Below are 25,413 nucleotides of genomic sequence, written 5' to 3'. Positions count from 1 at the left end.
CCGCCTCAGGCCGCCTGCCGCATCTGATCCAGCATTTTTTCCCATGCCGCCTCCAGATCCGGATCGAGATTGAACAACCCGGAGCTGCCGACGATCAACACTTCCGCGCCGGCGCCCAGCAGATCGCGATAAGTACGCTGGTTGCAGGATCCGTCGATCTCGATCAGATAGCGCAGATTTTGTTGGCTTTTCAGATCGCGCAACTGGCGGATCTTGTCCAGCATTTCGGGAATGAACGGCTGCCCGGCATAGCCCGGATCGACGGTCATGACGGTGACCTTGTCCAGCAGGTGAAGGTAGTGGCGAATAAACTCCACCGGCGTGGCCGGGTTCAGCACCACCCCCACTTTTTTGCCCAGCGCGCGGATTTGATTGATCACACGGAACGCGTCGCGGTTGATGGTTTCGGCGTGCGGGCAGATAAAGTCCGCCCCGGCGCGGGCGATCGGCTCAATAAAATCGGTTGGGTTCTCCACCATCAAATGCACGTCCAGCAACAACGAGGTATGCGGGCGGATCTGTTCGATAAAGAACGGCGACAGCGTGATGTTTTTAACGTAGTGCCCGTCCATGATGTCGATATGCAGCATATCGGCGCGGCGATTCAGCACCGCCAATTGCTGCCGGATATCCATCAGGTTCATGCACATCAGTGAAGGTGAAATCTGGTATTTCATTAGCGTTATCCTGCGCAAAAGGGAAAAGGGATCAGTGGCCCGCCGCGATTCTGGCCTGGGCCGCGCTGCGGCGCATCGCCCGCCGCTGCTGATAGCGATGGCGGAAAAACTTCAGCGCCAGCACCGCGATCAGCACCGCGCCCCACATCGCCAGACTGAAATGCGGGCTGACGTTCATCAGGTTCAAACCGGTCGCGATCGCCTGCAGCACGATCAGCGCCAACACCACGCCGCTGACCCGGCCAAAACCGCCGAACGGATCGGTGCCGCCCAGAATGATCGCCAGCACCGTGAGCAGCAGGTAGGAGTCGCCGTAACCCATGCGCGCCGAGTTGAAGCGCGCCATCATCACCAGCCCGGCAATGACGCACAGCAGGCTGGAGAGGGTGTAAATGGCGATCAACACCCGATGGGTATTCACGCCGCTGAAGTGGGTGGCGTTGATGTTGCTGCCGCTCATGTAGATGCATTTGCCGAGCCGGGTTTTCTGCAAGAACAGCGCCAGCAAGGCGGCGACCACCAGGAAGATCCACAGCGGTACCGGCACGCCCAGCACGCGCTCGGCGCCGATAAACCGCACGATCTCCGGCATGCCGCTCAGGGCCGCGCCGCGCGTCAGGTAAATGCCGATGCCGTTGACCGTGGTCATGGTGGCCAGCGTCACCAGAATCGGATGCGCGCCGACGTAGGCCACCAGCGCGCCGGTCGCCGCGCCGATAAGCCCGGCCAACAGCATCGCCGCCGCCAGCGCCAATGCCAGCCACAGCGCCTGCAAACCCAGCCCGGCATCCGCCGGCAGGTAGCTGATGAACAGCCAGGCCATCAGCAGGCTGGTCAGGTTGGCGCTGGCGATAATGCACAGGTTCAGGCCACCGCTGAGGATCGGGATGAACATCGCCAGCGTCAGCAGGCCCAGCTCCGGCAGCTGGAAGGCCACACTGGTGAAGGTGGCGCCGCTGAAGAAGCGCCCCGGCATCAGCAGGCTAAAGGCCAGCACCACCGCCAGCAGCAATGCCAGCAGACCGACGGCGACCCCGTCCGGACGAAATTTCAGGTTGTTGCCCATCAGGCGCTCCTCAGGCGAAACCGACGTCGGTTTCTTTGCGTTTTTTGTAGTGGGTGACGGTGATCGCCGCGACGATCACCAGACCGATCACCACGTTCATGAAGTAGCTGGACACGCCGATCAGGTTGAGGCCGTTTTTCAGCACGCCGATCAGGAAGACGCCCATCAGCGTGCCGACCACGCTGCCCTTGCCGCCGTTCAGGCTGGCGCCGCCCAGCACCGCCGCCGCCAGCACGTCGAGCTCCCCGCCCACCAGCGCGTTGGGCACCACTTCCCCCATGCGATACACCTGCACCAGGCCGCCGATCGCCGCCATCGCGCCCAGATAGCCATAGGCGAACAAATGCAGCAGGCCAACGCGGATGCCGATGCGCCGCGCCGATTCCGCATCACCGCCCACGGCAAACAGCTGGCGCCCGAGGTGCGTTTTGTTCAGCAGCAGCCAGGTCAACAGCGCCACCGCCAGCATCACCAGCGTCGGCAAACCGAGCTGATAGCTCTGTTCACCCAGCTGGAACGGCAGCACGCTGCGCGGCAGCGTCCACCAGTCCGGCAATGCGTACAGGCTGCGGCCGTTGGTCAGCCACATCAGCATGCCGAACAACAACGCCTGCATGCTGATGGTGACGATGATCGAGACGATGCGCAGGCAGTAGATCAACAGCGCGTTGACCATGCCCAGCACGGCGCCGATCGCCAACGCCAGCAGAATGCTGCCCGCCGGGCTGGCCAGGCCGTAGTGGGTCGCCAGCGTGGCGATCAGGTACTGCACCACCGAGGCGACTGCGGCGAAGGAGATATCGATGCCGCCGGTCACCAGCACTACAAACAGGCCGAGGGCGAAAATACCGCTCACCGCATAGCTTTCGCTGAGATCGAGCAGGTTTTGCACCGTTAAAAACCGATCGCTGAGCAGTGAAAAGACCATGACCGTCAGCAGCAACACCCAGGCCAGATAGCCTTCGTTGCCGCGCGGTTTCAAACTGAATCTACGCATTGACCGCCTCCGCCAGCTGTTGCTGGCTCACCTGCCCCGGCAGGTATTCGCCGATCACGCTGCCGCCACTGAAGTGCAGCACCCGATCGCAGTTGTAATACACCTCCGGCACCTCGTCGGAGATCAGCAAAATGGCGATCCCCTCCTGCGCCAGCAGATGGATCAGTTGGTAGATGCTGGCCTTGGCACCGACGTCGACACCGACGGTCGGCGAGTCGAGGATCAAGATCCGCGGCTGGGTCAGCACCCACTTGGCCAGCACGATCTTTTGCTGATTGCCGCCGGACAGCGTCGAAACCGCCTGATCCGGATCCGCCACCCGCACGCCGAGCTTGGCGATCCACTCCGCGACGATGCGATTCTTGCGGTAGTCGTCGATCAGGCGAAAACGCCCGCGCAGCTTATCGAGAATGGTCAGCACCGCGTTATCCGCCACCGACTGTTGCTGCACCAGACCCAGCGTCAGGCGATCCTCCGAGACGTAGCCGATGCCGGCCTTGATCGCGTCCTCATGGCCGCGAAAGCGCACCGGTTTGCTGTCGAGGTAGAGTTTGCCGCTGTCCGGCCGGGTCATGCCGAACAGGCTCAGCGCCAGCTCGGTACGCCCGGAGCCGAGCAGCCCGCACAGACCGAGCACCTCCCCCTGATGCAGACGGAAACTCACATCCTGATACTGCCCAGCGCGGCTCAGGCGATCCGCCTCCAGCATCACCCGATCCTTATTCAGGCTGGGCGCTTTCAGGTGATAGTCCAGCTTCAGACCGGTCATCAGCTCGGTCAGACGATCGCCGGTGATCTCCGCCGCCGGCCAGGTGCCGACTTTGTTGCCGTCGCGGATCACCGTGACGCGATCCGAGATCTCCAGCACCTCGTCCAGCCGGTGGCTGACGAACACCACGCAGATGCCCTGCGCTTTCAGATAGTCCACCGTGCGCAGCAGTTGGTTGACCTCGGTGCGGGTCAGCGAAGCGGTCGGTTCGTCCATGATCACCAGCCGCGCCTGCGCCACCAGCGCGCGGCAGATCGCCACCTGTTGGCGCTGCGCGATCGGCAGCTCCGCCACCCGTTTGTCGAGATCCAGATTGAAACTCAGCGATTGCAGCTGGCGTTCGGCGGCGCGCCGCAGCCGCGCCGGGCGGTGCCAACCCAGCAACCCGCGCAGGTTGTGTTCGAAGGCGATGTTTTCCGCCACCGTCAGGTTGGGAAACAGCGACAGATCCTGATAGATCACCTGAATGCCGAAGGCGCGCGCCTGATCCGGCGACAGCCGGCCGAAGGTTTGCCCATCGAGGGTAATGCGGCTGCCGTCGTCCGGTTGATAGACGCCGGCGATCGCCTTGATCAGCGTGCTCTTGCCGCAGCCGTTGGTGCCGGCCAGACAGTGCACCTCCCCCGGCATCAGCGCCAATGAAATATCGTTCAGCGCACGCTGCCCGCCAAAGGTCATCGACAGCTGTTGCAGTTCGATAAGCGGCGCGCCCTGCGTTGCCGTATTGCCGGAAATCGCCATGATTACAGCCCCATCTTCACCAGCTTCGGCAGGTTTTGCTTATCCAGGCTTTCGGTGGCGTTGCCGAGAATGGTGTGCTGCTGCGCATCCACCTGCACCTTGCCCATGCCTTCGATGGTCATGCCGTCGGTGATTTTCTCCCCCTTGTGCATCATGTCGGCGATGCGCACGAACACTTCGCCGGCCACCATCGGATTCCAGATATAACCGCCCTTGATGGCGCCGCGATTGACCAGCGAAGCGCCCTGGCCCGGGCTGAACGGCCCGATGACGCAGATATCGTTGCTTTTGCCGCGGTTGAGCACCGCGCGCCCGGCGCCGATCGGCCCCTGCGAGCCGAACGCCAGCACGCCTTTCAGATCGGGATACTTGGCCATCAGATCGTTGGTGGTGCGCACGCTGTCATCCAGCGATTCCCCCACGCCGAACTTGTCGCCCACCAGTTGCATGTTCGGGTAGTGCTGCTTCTGGTAGTTGATGGCCGAGTCCGACCAGGTGATGTGCAGCGGCACCGTCAGGCTGCCGACGTATACCGCGTACTTGCCCTGCTCTTTCATGCAGGCGGCCAGTGCTTTCATGTGGTTGACCCCGTGCTGCGAGGCGTCCACCAGCTCAAAATCCCAGTCGGCGTACTTCTGGCCGGGGGATTCGTGCACGATCACCTTGATGCCCGCCTCCTGCGCGCGCTTGAGCACCGGCTCCAGCACCCGGGCGTCGTTCGGCACCACGCCGATGATGTCCACCTTCTGCGCGATCAGATCCTCGATGGCGCGCACTTGCAGCGCCGGATCCGCCGCCGTCGGCCCAACCATCCAGGCGTCGATGCCGCGTTTGGCGCTCTCGCTTTTGATGCCGGCCTCCATGGCGTTGAACCAGGGAATGCCGCCGATCTTCACCACCACGCCCATTTTCAGCTTGTCCGCCGCCTGCGCGGAGACCGACAGCAGCAGCGAGGCAAACAGACCGACCAGTACGGATTTTTTCATTGTTCTCTCTCCACAAGTGTTGGCTGTAATAAGGGTTTTCATTGTTGTTATCGCGCCGCCCTTTTCGCGGCGGGTGAAACTTCAATCACGTCGACGTTGTTCCAGGCCAGTTCCTGACGAAATTCGTCGTCGCTGAGCCTGTCGGTGATCAGCGTGTCTATTTCCCGGTAATGGCAAATGCGGGCGAACGAGCGGCGGCCGAACTTGTTGCTGTCCACCAGCAGGAACTTGCGTTCCGACGCCAGCAGCATCTGCTGCTTCAGCCGCGCATGGTGCTCATTGCTTTCGCGGATGCCGCCGTCCTGGCAGATGCCGTGGCAGGAGAAAAACAGCTTGTTGATCACGAACTCCTTCAGCATCTGCTCCGCCAGCACGCCGATAAAATCCTCGTACTTGGCGGAATACTCGCCTCCCAGGCCGATGGTGCGCACGTTGGCCTTGCAGGCCAGCGTCTGGATGATGTGCAGCGAGTTGGTCAGCACCACCAGCGAGATATCCGGCAGTTGGCGCGCCAAAAACCAACTGGTGGAACTGCTGTCCAGCAGCAGGCAGTCCCCCGGCGCGATAAATTCCAGCGCGCGTTTGGCAATGCGCGTCTTCTGTTCCGGCGCCTCGTTGCTGCGCTGGCGGAAAGATTCCCCCTGGTCTATCTCGGCGGGCACATAGGTTTTCTCCACCGCCGGCGGCTCGACGAACACCGCGCCACCGTGGCTGCGCAGCAGCAGGCCGCGCCGTTCAAGCAAGGCCAGATCACGCCGCGCCGTCTCGATAGAGATGTGGCACAGCTGCGCCACCTCCTGCACCATCACGCGGCCGCGCTGGCTCAAGACTTCGGTGATAAAGCGATGACGTTCTACAGGCAGCATGTTTCTTTTCTCCTCCACAACGTTGATTACGATATCGATTTGCCGCGTCGCGTTTTGCGCGCGGACGCAAAGCGCATCGCCCTGCGATCGGTCAACGATCGCGATGTGATAGTTGTCAAAAAAATCGGGAAGGAAATGAAATGAATAATTACGAAAGTGTGGAGTAACAGGCAGTTATGATGCGCGTACGCCTGAGGTAAACAGGAGAGAAACGGTAAACGGTCACAATTCCACGCTCCGCAGCATGACCGTTAATGACCGTTTGTGTGGTTTTGACCGAGCGCCGCAATTAGACCGCCGGCGTTGATAACGCATTACCTGAAAAAACAGCAAAAAAAATCCGGTGAGAACCTCACCGGATCGTTAGCCGCCTGGCACACATTATTCCCCGTGTTCATGCTCTTTCAACATCGCCTCACGCAACACGGCGTTCAGGCGTTTCTGATAGCCTTTGCCTGGCCGCTGAAGCCAGGCCAACACATCCGCATCGATGCGGATGGTTTTCGATACTTTCATCGGTTTATAAAAACGCCCCTGAACCGCAGCCTGCCACTTTTCCTCATCCAGTGCCGGCGCATCGGCATAATCGATGTCCTCGTCCGGCAACGCACTCAGTGAAGCAATTTGCGCTTTCTGCTCCTCCGTCAACGGCGGGAGTACGCTATGGGCCAGATTTTTGGCGGAATTTTTGCGCTTCATATCTTCCCCTCTCTTTGGCATCGGCCTTGCGTGCTGAAATGATACGCACGATCTCTACTGTATCGCCTTCGACATCCGTTTCGATCGTCGTATGTGCCACCAGCAACAGCAAGCAGGATCCGACCATGCCGATCGTTTGCCAACGTTCTTCTCCACCCTCGATCCTTTCCAACACAGCCAAATGGTTGGGATCCAGAAAAACCCGTTGCGCAATCTCAAAACTGACACGGTGTTTGCGCTGGTTACTGTGATTTTTATCCTGATTCCATTCAAAATAAACATACATTTTTGTAACTACATTTTGATTGTTATTTAATCAAAATACCTCGCATCCGGAGGGATGTCAAAACCCTACGGATGCGTTCAACGCCCGCCTGCGGCCTCGATAAAGGTGCCGGTCACGTAAGATGCGGCGTCAGACAGCAACCAGGCGATCGCCTCCGCCACTTCCTGCGGCTGGCCGCCGCGCTGCATCGGCAAACTGTCCTTCACGCGATCCACCCGGCCAGGCTCGCCGCCGCTGGCGTGCATCTCGGTATAGATGAATCCGGGCCGCACGCCGTTGACGCGAATGCCCTGCGCCGCCACTTCCCGCGATAACCCGATGGTCAGCGTATCGACGGCGCCTTTCGAGGCGGCATAGTCGACGTACTCTCCCGCCGCCCCCAGTCGGGACGCCGCGGAGGAAACGTTGACGATGGCGCCGCCCCGCCCGCCATAGCGCAGCGCCATGCGCTTCACCGCCTCGCGGCAACACAGGAAGTAACCGGTAACGTTGGTGCCGAGCACCTGATTGATGCGCTCGGCGGTCAACTGTTCAATGTTCGCCTGCTGGAACAGAATGCCGGCGTTGTTGACCAGCGCACTGAGCGTGCCCAGCCCGGCATCCAGTGCGCCGAACATCGCCATCACCTGCGCTTCGTCGGCCACGTCAGCCTGCAATGCCAGCGCCTTACCGCCCTGCGTTTCAATCTCCGCCACCACCTGCCGCGCCGCACTTTCGTCACGCAGGTAATTCACGCCCACCGCATAGCCCTGCCGGGCCAGCAGCAAAGCGGTCGCGCGGCCAATTCCCCGGCTTGCGCCAGTCACCAATGCCACTTTCGTCATCGTATTTTTTCTCTGGTTGGCGATATAAAAATAACGGCCTGCGCACAGGCTCCCCGTTTGCCAGTCAGAGTATAGAGCGGCGCTCTAGAAAACGCTTCAGAGCTGAGCCAGGCGGCGCAGCAGCTTTTTAATCCGATATTTCGCGCAGCCGGAGGCGTCCGTTACCGCCACCTGATGGCCCCGCTGCAAACCGGAAGCATGCAGGCCTTTGTGAGCAGGGCTGTGCACATCGCCGCGAAACGACAGCATCAACAGCACGAGCAGCATCGCCACGCCTGAATACATCAGCCGCCGCGAGGCGCCCGCGAGCGGGGAACCGTCAGTCTGCATGTTTCGCTCCCTCAACCATGATTTCGAATGGCAGCAAAATAACTGAAATCCCCCCTCGTTCCCTTAACGCGAGATTAAAGCCAGATTAAGGTTTGCTTAAGAACGTGCAGGCAGCGCAGGTTTCCCCGTTGTCTTCCCGTCAGCGTTATAGTTAGATAAGCGCGACTCAAGGATCTCAGCGGAAATAACGTGAACATACTGTTGGTGGAAGACGACCTGCAATTAGGCAAGGCGCTGTGCCGAGCATTGGAGCTGGCCGGCTTTAATTTGTGCTGGGTGCGCCTGCTCGTCGACGCGGAAAATAAACTTTCATCCGGCGGGTTCGATTTGATGCTGCTGGATCTCACGCTGCCGGACGGTGACGGTTTGCAGAGGCTGATCGCCTGGCGCGCCGCCGGGCAAAATATCCCGATCATCATCCTGACCGCCCGCGACCGCATTGAAAGCCTGGTGAACAGCCTGGATTCCGGCGCGGACGACTTTCTGGCCAAACCCTTTGCGCTGCCCGAACTCATCTCGCGCGTCAAGGCGGTCAACCGGCGCATGGCGGGCTTCGCGTCACAAACCTGGAGCCTCGGCGCGCTGTATCTCGATCCGGTCAACCATCAGGTCATGCTGGATAACGAACTGCTGATGCTGTCGAAAAAAGAGTATCACCTGCTGCACGAACTGATGCGCTGCGCCGGCACCGTGGTGCGCAAAGCGGTGTTGGAACAGCGGCTGTTCGGCCACGGCGACAGCGTGGAAAGCAACTCGCTGGAAGTGCACATGCATAATTTACGGCGCAAGATCGGTAAAGAAAGAATTATTACCGTACGCGGCATTGGCTATTTGCTGAAGAAAGAGTAGCGAAATGATCGGTTTCAAATCCTTCTTTATGCGCACCATTATTTTCCAGGTGCTGGCCATTTTATTATTGTGGGGGATCCTCGTCGCCTGGGTGAAATATTGGTATTACCCCGACATGGAGAAATATTTCGATAACCAGCAACGCATCGTCGCTGCAGGCATCGCCAATATTCTCGACGAAACCGGCACTGACCATATCGATTACCGCGGCATCATCAAGACCATTGAAGGCATGTACATTGATTCCATCAATAACGGCATGCAGGATGAAATCGACTATCACCCGCTGTTTGTGGTTTACGATCGAGACAACCGGGTGCTTTACAGTTCGCAAACGCAGGGAGAGCCGCTGCGCCTGCCGCCTTCGGTGCTGTCCGGCTCGGTCAATTACGCCGGCGCCAACTGGCATCTCGCCGGCAGCTGGAGCGAGAATCGCCAGTACCGGGTGATCGTCGGCGAATCGTTTAACGATCGCACCACGCTGTTCGGCAACCCGGCGGAGAGCACCGCCGTACCGCTGCTGGGCATTCTGGCGGCCATCATCATCACTTTGCTGTTTACGGCCTATTTCAGCCTGCGGCCGCTGCGCCAGATCGCCCGAACCATTTCCGATCGTCAGCCCGGCAATCTGTCGCCGATCAACGTCAGCGAGCAGTATCAGGAAATCCGGCCGGTGGTGATGGAGGTTAACAAACTGATGGCGCGCATCGACGCCGCCAATCAGCGCGAGAAACGATTTATGGCCGACGCCGCGCATGAGCTGCGCACGCCGATCGCCGCCGTGCTGGCGCAGCTGCATTTGCTGACCCAGGTCAGCGAGCAGCAGGAGCGCCGGGAAATCATCGGCGACATGCAGCAAGGGCTGGATCGGGCGGCGTCGCTGTCGCGCCAGCTGATCAACCTGGCCAAGCTGGAGGCGGAAGATTTTCCGCTGAAGATTGAGGCGGTGGATATCTACGCCGAAATTGGAAAATGCATCGCGCAGCACGTCCCCTATGCGCTGGAAAAAGATGTCGAACTGTCGCTCGACGGCAGCGAGGAGGTGGTGGTGAGTACCGACCGCCATGCGCTGATCGCCATCTTCACCAATCTGCTGGACAATGCGCTCAAATACGCGCCGCCCGGCAGCCGCATCGAAGCCAATATCCGCTCGCTGGCGCCGCTCGGCTGCTATATTACGTTGCGCGACAACGGCCCCGGGGTGAGCGAAGAGCACCTTCCGCGCCTGTTTGAGCGCTTTTACCGCGTGCCCGGCACGCAGCAGACCGGCAGCGGGCTGGGATTGGCCATCGCCCGCAACCTGGCCGACAAAATCGGCGCGCAGCTGCGCGTCACCGAAGGCCTCGACGATCGCGGCATCGGCTTTATCATCGATTTGCCGGAAAGTTACCGGCCACAGATTGAGAGTTAACCACGAGCATGATCGCCCCTGTACTGCTGCAACGGCAGCAACTCGACCGGCTGTGGGATATCGACCGCAGCGAAATTATCGACACCCTGTATCGCCTGCAGGATGGCAAGCTGCACCCCTACCCGGACTACTACGATGTGCGCGGCTGGGATCCGCACGATCGGGAAACCTATACGCCGATCCACGAAGCGTGCTTCGATCGCGGCGGCGCGTTCTTCGCGCTGTTCGAAGGCGAGGAGATCGTGGCAGCGGCGGCGCTGGACACCGAACCGCGCGGCCCGCGGCAAGATCTGCGCCAGCTGCTGTTCTTTTACGTCAGCGCGCACCAACGCGGCCAGGGGTTAGGCAAGCAGCTGTTCCAGCTCTGTCTGCGGCAGGCGGCGCAAGAAGGCGCCGCCGGGCTGTACGTCTCCTCCATTCCCAACAAAAGCACCGTAGACTTCTATCTGGCGCAGGGTTGCCGGCTCATCGAACATCCGGATACCGAATTGTTCGCCCGTGAGCCGGAGGACATTCACCTGGTCTGCCTCTGCCGCTAGCAGCCGGGGATTAACGGGCGATGCGTATCACCGAACGCACGTCGCTTTTCTTGTTCAGATCCCACACCTCGTTGATATCCGCCAGCGCGTGCTCCTGCGTCTCGATAGTGAGCGCTCCGGTCGCCGCCAGCGCCAAAATCTCGGTCGCGTAGCGCTGCATCTCCGGGATCGGCGGGAAGTTGCCGGTGCCGCTGCCGAGGATCTGCAGCTGATTGCTGCGCAGCACCGCCGCCGGCAGCCGGATGTCCGGCGCGGCCATCGAGCCGACGTTGACCAAGCGAATGCCGCGCCCCCCGGCGTAAGACGAGAGATCGTGATTATTGAGCGTCGCCAGCAGCGCTTCGGTCGCCGGGCCCCAGATGTAATCGACAATCACCTGATAACCACCCGGCCCCGCCGCCGCCGCGAAGGCCTGCGCCAGCGCCTCGCCCTGCAGGCTCAGATCCACCGTGGCGTCCACACCCAACGCCTCCAGCACGCTCAGGCGCCGACCGGCGGCAACGATGCGCCCGGCCCCCGCCTGACGCGCCGCTGCAACCGCCAGTTTGCCCGAGGTGCCGGTAGCGCCGATGATCAGCACCGTTTCTCCGGGCTGCAGATCCGCTCGCCAGCGCAGCGGCAGCCAGGCGGCGAAGGCCGGATTGATCAGCGCCGCCGCCGTGGCGTCGTCCACCGCCTCCGGCACCGGCACCGTCCAGGACGCGACGCTACGCTCTGCCATCGCGCCGTAAGGGCGACGGAAAGAGGCGAAGTACACCCGTTGCCCGTCCGCTGTACGGCCTACGCCGTCGGTGCCAGGCACGATCGGCAATTGCTTCGGGCTGGAATAATGAGTGCCGGCGACGGTGGCGCGATCCAGCTGCTTGATGCCGGCCGCCAGAACGTCGATCGGCACTTCATTCGCCTGCGCCTGAGGCTCCTCAAAGGTGCCGAAAACCGGGGCTTGCCCCAGCGCTGTTACGATTGCCGCTTGCATGATGACTCCTCAAATCGTGGGAACGTACCGGAAAGAATAGGCCGCGATAAAATAAAAAGGGACACCGCATCATGCGGTGTCCCCCAAACACAAACTTTGCCGAACGTGTTATTCGTAATCGCTCATCGGCACGCAAGAGCAGAACAGGTTACGGTCGCCGTACACGTCGTCCAGACGCTTAACGCTCGGCCAGTACTTGTTCTCGCGTACGCCGGCCACCGGGAACACCGCCAGCTCGCGGCTGTACGGGTGCTGCCAGTCGTTGACCAGCTCCGCCTGCACGTGCGGCGCATTCACCAGCGGGTTGTCTTCCAGCGGCCATTCGCCTTTGGCGACGCGGTCGATTTCGCTGCGGATCGCCAGCATCGCATCGATAAAGCGATCCAGCTCCACTTTGCTTTCCGACTCGGTCGGCTCGACCATCAGCGTGCCCGCCACCGGGAACGACATAGTCGGCGCGTGGAAGCCGAAGTCGATCAGGCGCTTGGCGATGTCCATTTCGCTGATGCCGGTCTCTTCCTTCAGCGGACGAATGTCGAGGATGCATTCGTGCGCCACGCGGTGATCGCGGCCGGTATACAGAATCGGGTATGCGTCTTTCAGACGGGTAGCGATGTAGTTGGCGTTCAGGATCGCCATCTGGCTGGCCTGCTTCAGGCCTTCCGCGCCCATCATGCGGATGTACATCCAACTGATAGGCAGGATGGAGGCGCTGCCGAACGGCGCCGCGGAGACCGCGCCCTGCTGGGTGGTTACGCCGTCGATCTGCACCACGCTGTGGCCCGGTACAAACGGCGCCAGGTGCGCTTTCACGCCGATAGGGCCCATGCCCGGGCCGCCGCCGCCGTGCGGGATGCAGAAGGTTTTATGCAGGTTGAGGTGCGAAACATCCGCGCCGATGTAGCCCGGCGTGGTGATGCCCACCTGGGCATTCATGTTGGCGCCGTCCAGATACACCTGACCGCCGAACTGGTGCACGATCTGGCACACTTCACGGATGGTTTCTTCATACACGCCGTGGGTCGACGGGTAGGTCACCATGATGCAAGAGAGTTCTTCGCCTGCCTGCTCCGCCTTGACGCGCAGATCGTGCAGATCGATGTTGCCGTTCTTGTCGCAGGCCACCACGACCACGCTCATGCCCGCCATCTGGGCGGAGGCCGGGTTGGTGCCGTGCGCCGAGCTCGGGATCAGGCAGACGTGACGGCCCGCTTCGTTGCGGCTTTCGTGGTAGCGGCGGATCGCCAGCAGGCCGGCGTATTCGCCCTGCGCGCCGGAGTTCGGCTGCATGCACACCGCATCATAGCCGGTCAGCTGCACCAGCCACTGGGACAGTTGGCCGATCATCTGCTGGTAACCGGCAGCCTGCTCCGGCGGGCAGAACGGGTGCAGTTCGGAGAATTCAGGCCAGGTGATCGGGATCATTTCCGCCGCGGCGTTCAATTTCATGGTACAGGAACCCAGCGGGATCATCGCCTGGTTCAGCGCCAGATCCTTACGCTCCAAGCGATGCATGTAACGCATCATCTCGGTTTCGCTGTGATAGCGGTTGAATACAGGGTGGGTCAGGATCGGATCCTGGCGCAGCATGGCGGCCGGGATCGATTGACTGTTTTTGCTCACCGCCGCGTCTAACGCGTCGATGTCCAGACCGTGATTGTCGCCGGCCAGCAGTGCGAACAGCGTTTGCACGTCTTCACGCGAGGTGGCTTCATCCAGCGTGATGCCGACGGCGCCGTGAATGTCGGTACGCAGGTTGATACCGAAGCTCAGCGCGCGCTCCAGCACGGCGGCCTTGTCCTTCACTTCGACGGTCAGGGTGTCGAACCAGGTGTGGTGACGCAGCGTCAGGCCGGCCTTCTGCAGCCCGGCGGCCAGAATGTCGGTCAGGCGATGGATGCGCCCGGCGATGCGCTGCAGGCCTTGCGGGCCGTGATACACCGCATACAGGCTGGCGATGTTGGCCAGCAGCACCTGCGAGGTACAGATATTCGAGTTGGCTTTCTCGCGGCGGATATGTTGCTCGCGAGTCTGCATCGCCATGCGCAGCGCGGTGTTGCCGGCGGCATCGCGGGAAACGCCGATGATGCGGCCCGGCATCGAGCGCTTGAACTCGTCGCGGCAGGCGAAGAAGGCGGCGTGCGGGCCGCCGTAGCCCATCGGCACGCCGAAGCGTTGCGCGGAGCCGAACACCACGTCGGCGCCCTGCTTGCCCGGCGCGGTCAGCAGCACCAGGGCCATGATGTCGGCAGCCACGCTGGTGATGATTTTGCGCGATTTCAGTTCGGCCAGCAGCGCGCTGTAGTCGTGCAGTTCACCGGTGGTGCCCACCTGCTGCAGCAACACGCCGAACACGCCGTCCAGCTCCAGCACTTTTTCCGCTTTATCGACGATGACGTCGAAGCCGAAGGTTTCGGCGCGGGTGCGCACCACGTCCAGCGTCTGTGGATGCACGTCGTCAGCCACGAAGAAGCGGTTGGCGTCTTTCAGCTTGCTGGCGCGTTTGGCCAACGCCATCGCCTCAGCGGCGGCGGTGGCTTCATCCAGCAGCGATGCGGAGGCCAGATCCAGGCCGGTCAGATCGAGGGTCACAGTCTGGAAGTTCAGCAGCGCTTCCAGACGGCCCTGCGACACTTCCGGCTGATAGGGGGTGTAAGCGGTGTACCAGCCCGGATTTTCCAGCATGTTGCGCAGGATCACCGGCGGCGTCAGCACGGCGCTGTAGCCCATGCCGATATAGGATTTGTAGCGCTGATTCTGCGAGGCGATCGCCTTCAGCTCAGCCAGCGCCTGGTGTTCGGTCGCCGCGTCGCCAACCGGCGGCGGCCCCGGCAGCTGAATGTCCGCCGGCACGATCTGTTGGATCAGCGCGCTGAGCGAGCGAGCGCCCACCGCTGCCAGCAACTCCTGGCGTTGTTCCGCAGAAGAGCCGATGTGGCGTTCGATGAACGCTTCGCTGTGTTCGAGTTGGCTGAGTGTCTGAGTCATTGCTACAAATTCCTGAATGCTTGCGTGATACGGGATATAGCTTGAACGGTAACTAAAACGCCCCGGCCGAAAGGCCTGGGGCGTGGGCACGATTACTCGTCGATCGAGGCCTGATAAGCTGCGGCGTCCAGCAGGTTCGCCAGCTCGCCTTCGTCGGAGGCTTTAATCTGGAACAGGAAGCCGTCACCGTAAGGTTCGCTGTTCACCAGCTCCGGGGAACTTTCCAGCTCGGCGTTCACCGCCACGATTTCACCGCTGATTGGCGCGTAGATGTCCGACGCCGCCTTGACGGATTCCGCCACGGCGCAGTCTTCACCGGCGGCGACTGTGCGGCCCACTTCCGGCAGATCGACAAACACCATATCGCCCAGCAGTTCCTGCGCGTGTTCGGTGATGCCTACGGTGTAAACGCCGTTACCTTCTGCGCGAACCCACTCGTGAGAGGATGCGTATTTCAATTCTGTTGGCACATTGCTCATCGCCGGTTACTCCTTCGAAGAAATAAAAGAATCAATCAATAAAAAATCAATTTGTCAGCGGCTTGCCGGCGCGAACGAAACCGGGCTTGGTCACTTTGACCGGCATCTCGCGGTTGCGGATCTGCACGATGGCCTGCTCGCCGATGCCCGCCGGCACGCGCGCCAGCGCGATGCTGAAGCCCAGCGTCGGGGAGAACGAACCGCTGGTGATCACGCCTTCGTGGGTTTGCCCCGCCGCGTCGGTGAAACGCACCGGCAGCTCATTACGTAATACGCCTTTTTCCGTCATGATCAAGCCGACCAGTTGCTCGGTGCCCTGCTCGCGCTGTTGTTCCAGCGCTTCGCGGCCGATGAAACGGCGATCTTCCGGCTGCCAGGCGATGGTCCAGCCCATATTGGCGGCCAGCGGCGAAACGCCTTCATCCATCTCTTGCCCGTAGAGGTTCATGCCCGCTTCCAGGCGCAGAGTGTCGCGCGCGCCCAGACCGGCCGGCTTGACGCCCGCGGCCAGCAATTTTTGCCAGAAATCCGCCGCCTGCTCTTTCGGCAGCGCGATCTCATAGCCGGCCTCGCCGGTGTAACCGGTGGTGGCGATGAACAGCTCGCCGGCCTGCACGCCGAAGAATGGCTTCATGCCTTCGACCGCGCTTTTTTGTTCCGGGGTGAACAGGGTGCCGGCGCGCTCTTTGGCCTGCGGGCCCTGCACCGCGATCAGCGCCAGATCGTCTCGCACCGTCAGCGCGACGCCATACGGCGCGGCGTGCTCTTCGATCCAGGCCAGGTCTTTGTCGCGGGTGGCGGAGTTCACCACCAGGCGGAAATAGTCTTCAGTGAGGAAATAAACGATCAGGTCATCGATCACGCCGCCGGAGGCATTCAGCATGCCGGTGTACAGCGCCTTGCCGGGTTGGGTCAGTTTGGCGACGTCGTTCGCCAGCAGGTAGCGCAGGAACTCGCGGGTGCGAGCGCCGTGCAGATCCACGATGGTCATGTGAGACACGTCGAACATGCCGGCATCCTGACGCACCGCGTGGTGCTCATCGAGCTGCGAGCCGTAGTGCAGCGGCATCATCCAGCCGTGAAAGTCTACCATGCGCGCACCGCACGCCACGTGCTGGTCGTACAGTGGGGTTTGCTTTGCCATCTTTTCCCTCTTTCCACTCGTCGCTAGAAGTTAGGGTGCTGCCACGCAATGCGGCGGAGCCTGGCTCGCGGCCCGATCGCCATGGCGCACTGACTGCTCAACACAAATGCTGCGCCGGGACGGGCGAAAACTGCGTGCAACCGCCGTGACGCAAACGATACCTTTCCCCCGAACTTATCACCGAACGACCACATTAACCATAAGTTAAAATAGGCTCATTGCTGTTCCGGGGCGGTAAAATGCCGGGCTAGTTTGCAGAGTTTTTCACTGGAAAAATGCGCCTTAAGGCACAAAATTAACAATTAAAGCGGCAAAATGCCGAACTTATATAACAAACCTATGGCCGCACATGGGATCCGGACTTTTGATAACCGAACATGGAATTAGAAAAAGTAATGATAAAAAGCGGCTGAAATTAGATTATTTCAAATGAAGGGTTATATAAGGAAACGCGATGGCATAAGGCGAGAAGCGCGAGCCCGCTGCGGGCCCGCAGAAGGAAGGGATCAGGCAAGCCACTCGGGCAGATCGTTCAGGCCCATCGCCTGACGCACCAGCTTAGGCTTGACGCCAGGCAAGCTGTCCGCCAGCCGCAGCCCCACGTCGCGCAGCAGCTTTTTGGCCGGGTGGTTGCCGTCGAACAGTTCGCGGAACCCCTGCATGCTGGCCAACATCACCGCCGCGCCGTGTTTGCGGCGGCGCTCATAGCGGCGCAGATAGAGGTGCTGGCCAATATCCTTGCCCTGCCGCTGCAGGCGGCGCAGTTCGGAAATCAGCTCGGCGGCGTCCATAAAGCCCAGATTCACGCCCTGTCCGGCCAGCGGATGCACGGTATGCGCCGCATCGCCCACCAGCGCCAGGCGGTGCGCCGCGAAGCTGCGCGCATAGCGGCCGGTCAGCGGGAACGCCAGCCGTTCGCTTTCCAGGCTGCAGGCGCCCAGACGCATATCGAAGGCCATCGCCAGTTCGCGGTTGAATTGTTCCGGCTCCAGCTGCTTGAGACGCTCAGCGTCTTCCGGCGCGACCGACCAGACGATGGAGCTCAAATGCGGATCGCTGAACGGCAGGAACGCCAGAATGCCGTCGCCGTGGAAAATTTGCCGCGCCGTGGCCTGATGCGGCTCTTCGGTGCGGATGGTGGCCACCAACGCGTGGTGGCGATAGTCCCAGAAGGTAAGCGGGATATCGGCATGCTGGCGCAGCCACGACTGGGCGCCGTCGGCGCCAATCACCAACCGGGCGGTCAGCATACGGCCGTCCTCCAGCGTGATGAAGGCGTCATTCTCGCCCCACGCCACCTGCTTGAGCGCGGCCGGGGTAATCAGCGTGATGTCCGACAGGCTTTCGGCGCGCTTCCACAGCGCCTGCTGGATCACCGAATTTTCGATGATGTGGCCGAGATGGCTGAAACCGCACTCGTCGCCGCGGAAGGCGATTTTGCCGAAGCTGTCGCGATCCCACACTTCCATCGCGTTGTAGGCGCTGGCGCGCTGCTGGAGGATGTCGTCCCACACGCCGATATGCTGCAGCAAACGCTCGCTGGCGGCATTGATGGCGGAAACGCGCAGCGCAGGCTGCTCCGACGGCGGCGCCATATCCGGCTGGCGCTGCTCCAACACCGCCACGCGCAGCCCGCTGCCCTGCAGGCCGCAGGCCAACGCCAGCCCCACCATACCGCCACCGGCGATAATCACGTCAAATGATTGCATGCTGCTCGATTTCCTTAAATAACGCGCGACGCCTTGCCACGCCGCGTTTTTGGGCGCGCCACAGGGCGCCCGATTCTGTGTCTAACGTTCCACCCAGCCCAATGTGCGCTTGGCGAAGGCGTCACGCACCGCCGGCAAACGCTCCATCGCCATCAGCCCCAGATTGCGGCCGACCACCAGCGGGGCATAACGGTTGGCGAACAGGCGGATCAATCCGTCGGTCACGCCGATCGTCGCCTGCTGATCGTTTTGCCGCCGCTGCTGATAGCGGCTCAGCAGCGCATAACCGCCGGCGTCTTCGCCGCTGTTCATCGCTTCCGCCAGCGTTTCCGCCAGCGACATCACATCGCGCAGACCAAGGTTGAACCCCTGCCCGGCGATCGGATGCAGCGTCTGCGCCGCGTTACCCACCAGCGCCAGCCGGTGGCTGACATGACGATCGGCGGTTAGCAGGCCAAGTGGATAACTGTGCCGCTTACCGGCCTTGAGGATGCGCCCCAGCCGCCAGCCGAAGGCCTGTTGCAGCTCGGCGATAAAACGCGCGTCGTCCCAGGCATCCACCCGGGCGCGATCTTCGCGCGCATGGCACCACACCAGCGAACTGCGCCCCTGCGACATCGGCAACAGCGCCAGCGGCCCATAACGGGTAAAGCGTTCAAAGGCGCGCCCCTGCGGATCTTCCGCCGTGGTGACGTTGGCGATGGTGGCGAACTGCGGATAGTCCTCCTGCCGCCACTGCACGTTGCAGGCCTGCGCCAGCGCCGAACGCGAGCCGTCGGCCGCCACCAGCAGCTGCCCGCGCAGACGCTGGCCGTTGTCCAGCAGCACTTCCGCCCGCTCCGCGGTGCGAATCACGTCCACCACCCGCGCGGGGCAGTGCAGCGTGACGCCCGGCGCCTTCGCCAGCAGCGCGAACAGCCGCTGCCCGGCGTCGTGCAGTTCGATCACCTGGCCGAGCGCATCGACCTGATAATCCTGCGCCTGCAGATTAACGAAACCGGCGTGACCGCGATCGCTGACGTGCACCTGAGTGATCGGCGTGGCGCAGTCGCGCAGCGCCGGCCAAACGCCGATGCGCGCCAGCTGTTGGCAGGTGCCCTGCGCCAAAGCGATGGCACGGGCGTCAAAGCCAGGATGGCTGCGGTCGTCCGGCCGGGTCGCCTCGACCAAATCCACCGCCATTCTTCCCTGAGTAAGCGACGAGATAGCCAGCGCCAGCGTCGCGCCCGCCATACCGCCACCAACGATAATGACGCTCATGCTATGACCTTGCCGCCGCCATCAAGGCCTCGATGGCATCGGCGTCTTTCACCACGGTGGCGGTCAGGTTTTCATTGCCGTCGGCGGTGATCACGATGTCGTCCTCGATGCGGATGCCGATGCCGCGGTACTCCGCCGGCACGTCCGCATCCGGCGCGATATACAGCCCCGGTTCCACGGTCAGCACCATGCCCGGCTCCAGCAGCCGATCGCGGCTCGGCGTGCCGTAGTGGCCAACGTCGTGCACGTCGAGACCCAGCCAGTGGCTCAGCCCGTGCATAAAGAACTGACGGTGGGCCTGCTCGGCGATCAACTGGTCGACTTCACCTTTCAATACGCCCAGCTCCACCAGCCCGACCACCATGATGCGCACCACTTCGTCATTGACTTCGCGAATGCTGGTGCCGGGTTTGAACAGTTCCAAAGCGCGCTGCAGCGACGCCAGCACAATGTCGTACACCGCGCGCTGCGGCCGGCTGAACTTGCCGTTGACCGGGAAGGTGCGGGTGATGTCGCCGGCGTACCCCTGGTACTCGCAACCGGCGTCGATCAACACCAGATCGCCGTCGCGCATCTGGCTCTCGTTCTCGGTGTAGTGCAGGATACAGCCGTTTTCGCCGCTGCCGACGATGGTGTTGTAAGACGGGTAACGGGCGCCGAGGCGGGTGAACTCATGATGAATTTCCGCTTCCAGCTGGTATTCGAACATGCCCGGGCGGCATTTTTCCATCGCGCGAGTATGCGCCAACGCGCTGATCTCGCCGGCGCGGCGCATCACCGCCAGCTCTTCCGGCGATTTGAACAGGCGCATATCGTGCAGCCACGGCCGCCAGTCGGTCACGGTGGCAGGCGCCTGCAGGTTCTGGCGGAACCCCTTGCGCAGCTTGTCCAACGCGCCGAACAGGATCTGATCGGCATAGGCGTATTCGCCCTGCGCGTGGTAGACCACATCCAGGCCGTTGAGCAGCAGGTGCAGTTGGTCATTGATTTCATCGAACGGCAGCGCGCGATCCACACCCAGCTTTGCCGGTGCGGCGTCTTGCCCCAGGCGGCGGCCAAACCAGATTTCCGCCGTCAAATCGCGCACCCGGTTGAACAACACGCTGTGGTTGTGCGTTTCGTCGCTTTTAATCAGCACCAGCACCGCTTCCGGCTCATTGAAGCCGGTCAGGTACCAAAAATCACTGTTCTGCCGGTAGGGATAGTCTGAATCTGCACTGCGCGTCGTTTCCGGCGCAGAGAAAATAACCGCCGCGCTGGCCGGCGCCATTTTCGCCAACAGCGCCTGGCGGCGGTTGTTGAATTCCTGCTGAGTCATTACCTTCTCCTGAAATCATTGCCATCCGCACCGCCGGCGGAGGGGCGATAGAACGTTTAGTGCAGCGTCGGTTTGATATTTTCCGGCGCCGTCGGTTTGTGACGGGTGAATTCGCCGTGGCACATGATGGCGGCGACCCGCACATACTCCGCCACTTCTTCCAACGACTGTTCCAATTCTTCCTGATCTTCGTCTTCGTCGTAGCCCAGTTGCGCGATGTTGCGCAGATCGTCGATCGCTTCACCGACTTCGTCTTTCACCTGAGCCAGCTTCGGCTGCATCATGCCCAGACCGAGCAGGAAGTGGTTGACCCAACCGGCCAGCGCGTCGGCGCGATCGAACACGCTGACGATCTCCCCTTCAGGCAGCATCAGTTGGAACAGGAATTCGTCATCTTCCAGCGTGTCACGCGTCGCTTCATACAGCTGCTGCAACGGTTGGCTGAGCGCCTGTGGGAAGGCGACGCCTTCGTTGGTCAGATCGTGCACCAGCGCCTGCCAGCCGGCGTCACGGCTGCCGCCACACAGCAGGCCGCTGATCAGGCCGTGCATTTCTGCCGCGGTCAACGCCACCGACTGCTGGTTGAGGGCCACGGTTAAAGATTGGTAACTTGGAAATGTATTCTGTATAGACATGCGCATTCGTCATCGTTGGCAGGATAAGTTCGTGTTATGCTACCACCAAGGTCCGTCGCTATACCAGATAAGCGCGACACCTCAGTGGCTAGTTATAATCGCGATGTGGCAGGTTTCACACTGCGCCGGCGGGTGACGGAAGTGCGGTAAATACGCATTTTGAAACCCTTTTTTGACTGGCAATGTGCGCCACAGTAGATTACAACCAGGTACTGAAAAAGGGGTTGTATCTTGGTACCGAGGTATATATAGTGGCGCCCGCTTTGACGGCCCGGCCAGGGCGGACAAGGCTGGCGCGAAATTTAGGCAGGAAGGTGGCATGTCTGCACAACCGGTAGATATTCAAATTTTTGGCCGCTCGTTAAGAGTCAATTGCCCGCCAGAACAACAAGATGCGTTGAATATGGCGGCGGACGATCTTAACCAACGGTTGCAAGATCTTAAAGTTCGCACTAGAGTCTCCAATACTGAGCAACTGGTTTTCATCGCGGCATTGAACGTCTGTCACGAACTTGCTCAAGAACGGTTGAAAACCCGTGACTACGCGTCCAATATGGAACAACGCATACGGATGCTGCAGCAGACCATTGAACAAGCGCTGCTTGAACAAGGTCGCATCTCTGAACGTCAGGATGCACAATTCGAATAACTTAAGTTGTTGAAATCAAAGTTTCGGCAACGAGTACAAAATTTCTCTGAGATGTTCGCCAGCGGGCCAGTCCCCTGAGCCGATATTTAGTACAAACAGAATGTGTTGCTCCGCGATCGGTGAGCACGCTCGGTGCGCCGAGAAGCCTTAAGATTGCGACGGCACGTTCACCTTGAACCATGGGTTCAAGGGTTACAGCCTGCGACGGCATCTCGGAGATTCCCCTTCTCAGCGGTTTATGTGTGCTGAACACCACACAGAGCAAGCCTGATACGATGCCTTTTCAACCCCAATTCGCGCAGCAGCGCCAAACCATTCGTCAACTCATTCGCCAACGTCGGCGCGAGCTTACGCCGGGCCAGCAACGCTTTGCCGCAGAAAAGATAGCCGAACGCCTCGTCACGCATGAACGCATTCAGGCGGCGCACAGCATCGCGGTGTTTTTGTCGTTTGACGGCGAACTCGATACCGGACCGCTGATCGAGCGGCTGTGGACGCTCGGCAAACGGGTTTACCTGCCGGTGCTGCATCCGTTCAGCCCGGGCCACCTGCTGTTCCTGCGCTATGCGCCGGAAACGCCGCTGGTGCGCAATCGCTTCAATATTCTCGAACCGCGCCTCGATGTGCGCAAGGTGTTGCCGCAGGGTGAACTGGAGGTGGTGCTGACACCGCTGGTGGCGTTCGATCATACCGGGCAGCGTCTGGGCATGGGCGGCGGCTTTTACGATCGCACCCTGCAAAACTGGCGCAGCGGCGGCCCCTATCCCATCGGCCTGGCCCATGATTGCCAGCAGGTGGAGCATCTGCCGACCGAACACTGGGATATCCCGCTGCCGGAAATCCTCACCCCGCTCTGCAGCTGGGCGTGGCACGAGCCAAAATAGCAAAAGGCCGGATCGCTCCGGCCTTTTTCGTTGCGGCATGCCGCCGAATCAGAACAGCAGGCGGGCGCGGATGGTGCCGTCGATGGCTTTCATACGCTGCAGCGCGGCGTCGGCGCGCGCGGTTTCCGCTTCGATGTCGATCACCACATAGCCGATTTCCGGCCCGGTTTGCAGATACTGTGCGGCGATGTTAACTCCCTCTTCGGCAAAGATCTGGTTAATCTGCGTCAGCACGCCCGGACGGTTTTCGTGGATGTGCAGCAGGCGGCTGGCGTTCGGGCCATGCGCCGGCAGCGACACTTCCGGGAAGTTGACGGCGGACAGAGTCGATCCGTTGTCGGAGTATTTCGCCAGCTTGCCGGCCACTTCGTCGCCGATGTTCTCTTGCGCTTCCTGAGTGGAACCGCCGATGTGCGGCGTCAGCAGCACGTTGTCGAACTCACACAGCGGCGAGTTGAACGGATCGCTGTTGGTCGCCGGCTCTTCCGGGAAGACGTCGATCGCCGCGCCCGCCAGGTGATTGCTGGCCAGCGCGTCGCACAGCGCGGGAATATCCACCACGGTGCCGCGCGAGGCGTTGATCAGAATGGCGCCCGGTTTCATCAGCGCCAGTTCTTCCGCCCCCATCATATTTTTGGTCGATGGCGTTTCCGGCACGTGCAGCGTCACCACGTCGCTCATATTGAGCAGATCGGACAGATGGCGCACCTGCTGCGCATTGCCCAGCGGCAGCTTGTTCTCGATGTCGTAGAAGAACACCTTCATGCCCAGCCCTTCGGCCAGAATGCCCAGTTGGGTGCCGATATGGCCGTAGCCGATGATGCCCAGCTTTTTGCCGCGCGCCTCATAGGAGCCCACGGCCAGTTTGTGCCACACGCCGCGGTGCGCCTTGGCGTTGGCGGCCGGAATGCCGCGCAGCATCAACAGCAGCTCGCCCAGCACCATTTCGGCCACGGATCGGGTATTGGAGAAGGGGGCGTTGAAGACCGGAATACCGCGTTTGGTCGCCGCTTTCAGATCAACCTGGTTGGTGCCGATGCAGAAGCAGCCCACCGCCACCAGTTTTTCTGCGGCGGCGAACACCTCTTCAGTCAGATGCGTACGCGATCGGATGCCGACGAAGTGTGCATCGCGGATGGATGCCTTCAACGATTCGGTGTCTAACGCACCCTTGTGGTATTCGATGTTGGTATAACCGGCGGCACGCAAATTATCGACCGTGCTCTGATGAACCCCTTCCACCAACAGGAATTTAATCCTGTCTTTCTCCAATGATACTTTTGCCATTTACCCGACCCTATGTTCAGACTTCAGAAGCGGCTGTGACGACACAGCTCCCATCCAACATAACAAAAATAACGCGGGCGGCAATACAAACGATTGCCTGCCCGGCAGGACAAGGCGCAGCGTTGATGGCGGTTTACGGCAGAAAATGCCATAGGGAAAGTTTTCGGCAGAAGCTTTGGGGAGTCAGTTTTCACAATGTGACATAAGTCACCAAATTTGCCGTTTTTCAGAAAAGATATTTTAACCGAAGAATTATGCGGCCCGGCACCGCCGGGCCACAAACGGCAGAAGCTTATTTGACCACTTTCACGCCTTCCGGGGTGCCGACCAGCGCCACGTCCGCGCCACGGTTGGCGAACAGCCCCACGGTCACCACGCCGGCGATGCCGTTGATCTTGTTCTCCAAAGCGATGGCGTCGGTGATGCTCAGGTTATGCACATCGAGGATCACGTTGCCGTTGTCGGTCACCACGTTCTGGCGATACTCCGGCAGGCCGCCGAGTTTCACCAGCTCGCGCGCCACATAGGAGCGGGCCATCGGGATCACTTCCACCGGCAGCGGGAACTTGCCCAGCACATCCACCTGCTTGCTGGCGTCGACGATGCAGATGAATTTCTTGGCGATGGCGGCGATGATCTTCTCGCGCGTCAGCGCCGCGCCGCCGCCTTTGATCATCTGCATGTGGCCGTTGATTTCGTCCGCGCCGTCCACGTAGATATCGAGCGAGTCCACTTCGTTGCTGTCGAACACATGGATGCCGAGGCTTTTCAGCTTGGCGGTGGAGGCGTCGGAGCTGGACACCGCGCCTTCAATCTGGTGCTTGATGGAGCCCAGCGCGTCAATAAAGTGGGCAGCGGTAGAGCCGGTGCCGACCCCGACGATGGTGCCCGGCGTCACGTATTCCAGCGCCGCCCAGCCTACCGCTTTTTTCAGTTCGTCCTGCGTCATAATATGTCCCTTGCCTCTGTACGAAAACGTGTGCGTATTATAGGGTAAAACGCTGTTTTTCACGCCGGCAGGATCACACTTATTTACCGCAGCCC

The 25,413-nt window shown here is 61.0% G+C and carries 25 protein-coding genes and 1 other RNA gene; 6 read left to right on the top strand and 20 right to left on the bottom strand.

Features of this window, described 5'->3' with window-relative positions; all coding sequences use genetic code 11:
* Positions 1-5: 5 nt before the first annotated feature.
* From alsE to ACMGF7_RS12010, 10 genes are all read right to left on the bottom strand, one after another.
* Positions 6-677 (bottom strand): D-allulose 6-phosphate 3-epimerase, encoded by a 672-nt coding sequence (alsE, locus tag ACMGF7_RS12055; protein ID WP_021505708.1) that lies wholly within the window; start codon positions 675-677, stop codon positions 6-8.
* 31 nt (positions 678-708) lie between these two features.
* Positions 709-1,743, bottom strand: coding sequence for an ABC transporter permease (locus tag ACMGF7_RS12050; RefSeq protein WP_049240086.1), 1,035 nt, complete (start codon positions 1,741-1,743; stop codon positions 709-711).
* A 10-nt stretch (positions 1,744-1,753) separates the two neighbouring features.
* Positions 1,754-2,740: an ABC transporter permease gene (locus tag ACMGF7_RS12045; protein WP_021505710.1), complete on the bottom strand. Its 987-nt coding sequence runs from the start codon at positions 2,738-2,740 to the stop codon at positions 1,754-1,756.
* A complete protein-coding gene (locus ACMGF7_RS12040) occupies positions 2,733-4,250 on the bottom strand; it encodes a sugar ABC transporter ATP-binding protein (protein ID WP_082997434.1) in 1,518 nt (505 codons plus the stop codon). Before ACMGF7_RS12040 ends, ACMGF7_RS12045 begins: the two co-directional genes overlap by 8 nt.
* A gap of 2 nt (positions 4,251-4,252) precedes the next feature.
* Positions 4,253-5,236 (bottom strand): substrate-binding domain-containing protein, encoded by a 984-nt coding sequence (locus ACMGF7_RS12035; protein WP_025304134.1) that lies wholly within the window; start codon positions 5,234-5,236, stop codon positions 4,253-4,255.
* Positions 5,237-5,283: 47 nt separating this feature from the next.
* On the bottom strand, positions 5,284-6,102 hold the full coding sequence (locus ACMGF7_RS12030) for a DeoR/GlpR family DNA-binding transcription regulator (RefSeq protein ID WP_004931653.1): 819 nt from the start codon (positions 6,100-6,102) through the stop codon (positions 5,284-5,286).
* Between the two features lie 381 nt (positions 6,103-6,483).
* On the bottom strand, positions 6,484-6,801 hold the full coding sequence (locus ACMGF7_RS12025; RefSeq protein WP_004931651.1) for a BrnA antitoxin family protein: 318 nt from the start codon (positions 6,799-6,801) through the stop codon (positions 6,484-6,486).
* Positions 6,764-7,087, bottom strand: a complete 324-nt coding sequence (locus tag ACMGF7_RS12020; RefSeq protein WP_072056098.1) for a BrnT family toxin — start codon at positions 7,085-7,087, stop codon at positions 6,764-6,766. The genes ACMGF7_RS12025 and ACMGF7_RS12020 overlap by 38 nt, the downstream gene beginning before the upstream one ends.
* Positions 7,088-7,164: 77 nt before the next feature.
* Complete coding sequence (locus tag ACMGF7_RS12015) at positions 7,165-7,911, bottom strand: SDR family oxidoreductase (protein ID WP_031300616.1); 747 nt, start codon at positions 7,909-7,911, stop codon at positions 7,165-7,167.
* 96 nt (positions 7,912-8,007) lie between these two features.
* Positions 8,008-8,241, bottom strand: a complete 234-nt coding sequence (locus tag ACMGF7_RS12010; protein ID WP_004931645.1) for a hypothetical protein — start codon at positions 8,239-8,241, stop codon at positions 8,008-8,010.
* Positions 8,242-8,430: 189 nt separating this feature from the next.
* Between ACMGF7_RS12010 and ACMGF7_RS12005 the strand changes: the two genes are divergently transcribed.
* From ACMGF7_RS12005 to ACMGF7_RS11995, 3 genes are read left to right on the top strand one after another with little or no spacing between them, the layout of a single operon-like run.
* Positions 8,431-9,090, top strand: a complete 660-nt coding sequence (locus ACMGF7_RS12005) for a response regulator (protein WP_004931642.1) — start codon at positions 8,431-8,433, stop codon at positions 9,088-9,090.
* Between the two features lie 4 nt (positions 9,091-9,094).
* Positions 9,095-10,501 carry an ATP-binding protein gene (locus tag ACMGF7_RS12000; RefSeq protein ID WP_021505718.1) on the top strand — a complete coding sequence of 469 codons (1,407 nt, stop codon included), beginning with the start codon at positions 9,095-9,097 and terminating at the stop codon, positions 10,499-10,501.
* Positions 10,502-10,512: 11 nt separating this feature from the next.
* On the top strand, positions 10,513-11,040 hold the full coding sequence (locus ACMGF7_RS11995; protein ID WP_049240107.1) for a GNAT family N-acetyltransferase: 528 nt from the start codon (positions 10,513-10,515) through the stop codon (positions 11,038-11,040).
* A gap of 10 nt (positions 11,041-11,050) precedes the next feature.
* Here ACMGF7_RS11995 and ACMGF7_RS11990 read toward each other — a convergent pair whose 3' ends face one another.
* The 8 genes from ACMGF7_RS11990 to ACMGF7_RS11955 all read right to left on the bottom strand — a co-directional run bounded on the left by ACMGF7_RS11990 (position 11,051) and on the right by ACMGF7_RS11955 (position 21,549).
* Positions 11,051-12,016, bottom strand: a complete 966-nt coding sequence (locus tag ACMGF7_RS11990; protein ID WP_048324709.1) for a quinone oxidoreductase family protein — start codon at positions 12,014-12,016, stop codon at positions 11,051-11,053.
* Between the two features lie 108 nt (positions 12,017-12,124).
* Positions 12,125-15,004, bottom strand: coding sequence for an aminomethyl-transferring glycine dehydrogenase (gcvP, locus tag ACMGF7_RS11985; RefSeq protein WP_015378983.1), 2,880 nt, complete (start codon positions 15,002-15,004; stop codon positions 12,125-12,127).
* A gap of 92 nt (positions 15,005-15,096) precedes the next feature.
* Positions 15,097-15,483, bottom strand: coding sequence for a glycine cleavage system protein GcvH (gene gcvH, locus ACMGF7_RS11980; protein WP_004931633.1), 387 nt, complete (start codon positions 15,481-15,483; stop codon positions 15,097-15,099).
* A 46-nt stretch (positions 15,484-15,529) separates the two neighbouring features.
* Positions 15,530-16,627, bottom strand: coding sequence for a glycine cleavage system aminomethyltransferase GcvT (gene gcvT, locus ACMGF7_RS11975; RefSeq protein WP_004931631.1), 1,098 nt, complete (start codon positions 16,625-16,627; stop codon positions 15,530-15,532).
* A gap of 506 nt (positions 16,628-17,133) precedes the next feature.
* A complete protein-coding gene (gene ubiI / locus ACMGF7_RS11970) occupies positions 17,134-18,336 on the bottom strand; it encodes an FAD-dependent 2-octaprenylphenol hydroxylase (RefSeq protein ID WP_004931629.1) in 1,203 nt (400 codons plus the stop codon).
* 81 nt (positions 18,337-18,417) lie between these two features.
* Positions 18,418-19,596: a 2-octaprenyl-6-methoxyphenyl hydroxylase gene (gene ubiH / locus ACMGF7_RS11965; RefSeq protein WP_049240089.1), complete on the bottom strand. Its 1,179-nt coding sequence runs from the start codon at positions 19,594-19,596 to the stop codon at positions 18,418-18,420.
* A 1-nt stretch (position 19,597) separates the two neighbouring features.
* Complete coding sequence (gene pepP, locus ACMGF7_RS11960) at positions 19,598-20,914, bottom strand: Xaa-Pro aminopeptidase (protein WP_049240090.1); 1,317 nt, start codon at positions 20,912-20,914, stop codon at positions 19,598-19,600.
* A 56-nt stretch (positions 20,915-20,970) separates the two neighbouring features.
* A complete protein-coding gene (locus ACMGF7_RS11955; RefSeq protein WP_004931622.1) occupies positions 20,971-21,549 on the bottom strand; it encodes a YecA family protein in 579 nt (192 codons plus the stop codon).
* A 319-nt stretch (positions 21,550-21,868) separates the two neighbouring features.
* On the opposite strand from ACMGF7_RS11955, the gene zapA reads away from it, so the two are divergent.
* The 3 genes from zapA (at position 21,869) to ACMGF7_RS11940 (ending at position 23,082) form a co-directional block, all read left to right on the top strand.
* On the top strand, positions 21,869-22,198 hold the full coding sequence (gene zapA, locus ACMGF7_RS11950; RefSeq protein WP_004931621.1) for a cell division protein ZapA: 330 nt from the start codon (positions 21,869-21,871) through the stop codon (positions 22,196-22,198).
* A 40-nt stretch (positions 22,199-22,238) separates the two neighbouring features.
* A non-coding RNA gene (ssrS, locus tag ACMGF7_RS11945) (6S RNA) lies at positions 22,239-22,421 on the top strand.
* A 52-nt stretch (positions 22,422-22,473) separates the two neighbouring features.
* Positions 22,474-23,082, top strand: a complete 609-nt coding sequence (locus ACMGF7_RS11940) for a 5-formyltetrahydrofolate cyclo-ligase (RefSeq protein WP_044030530.1) — start codon at positions 22,474-22,476, stop codon at positions 23,080-23,082.
* A 48-nt stretch (positions 23,083-23,130) separates the two neighbouring features.
* On the opposite strand, the gene serA is transcribed toward ACMGF7_RS11940, so the two are convergent.
* Both serA and rpiA read right to left on the bottom strand, forming a co-directional pair.
* Positions 23,131-24,369, bottom strand: a complete 1,239-nt coding sequence (gene serA / locus ACMGF7_RS11935) for a phosphoglycerate dehydrogenase (RefSeq protein ID WP_004931617.1) — start codon at positions 24,367-24,369, stop codon at positions 23,131-23,133.
* A gap of 292 nt (positions 24,370-24,661) precedes the next feature.
* Positions 24,662-25,318, bottom strand: a complete 657-nt coding sequence (rpiA, locus tag ACMGF7_RS11930) for a ribose-5-phosphate isomerase RpiA (protein WP_025304157.1) — start codon at positions 25,316-25,318, stop codon at positions 24,662-24,664.
* Positions 25,319-25,413: the final 95 nt, after the last annotated feature.

Source organism: Serratia sp. BNK-17 (genome assembly GCF_048684935.1).
Lineage (GTDB): Bacteria > Pseudomonadota > Gammaproteobacteria > Enterobacterales > Enterobacteriaceae > Serratia > Serratia nematodiphila.
This window is presented reverse-complemented; position numbering and strand designations above follow the sequence as displayed.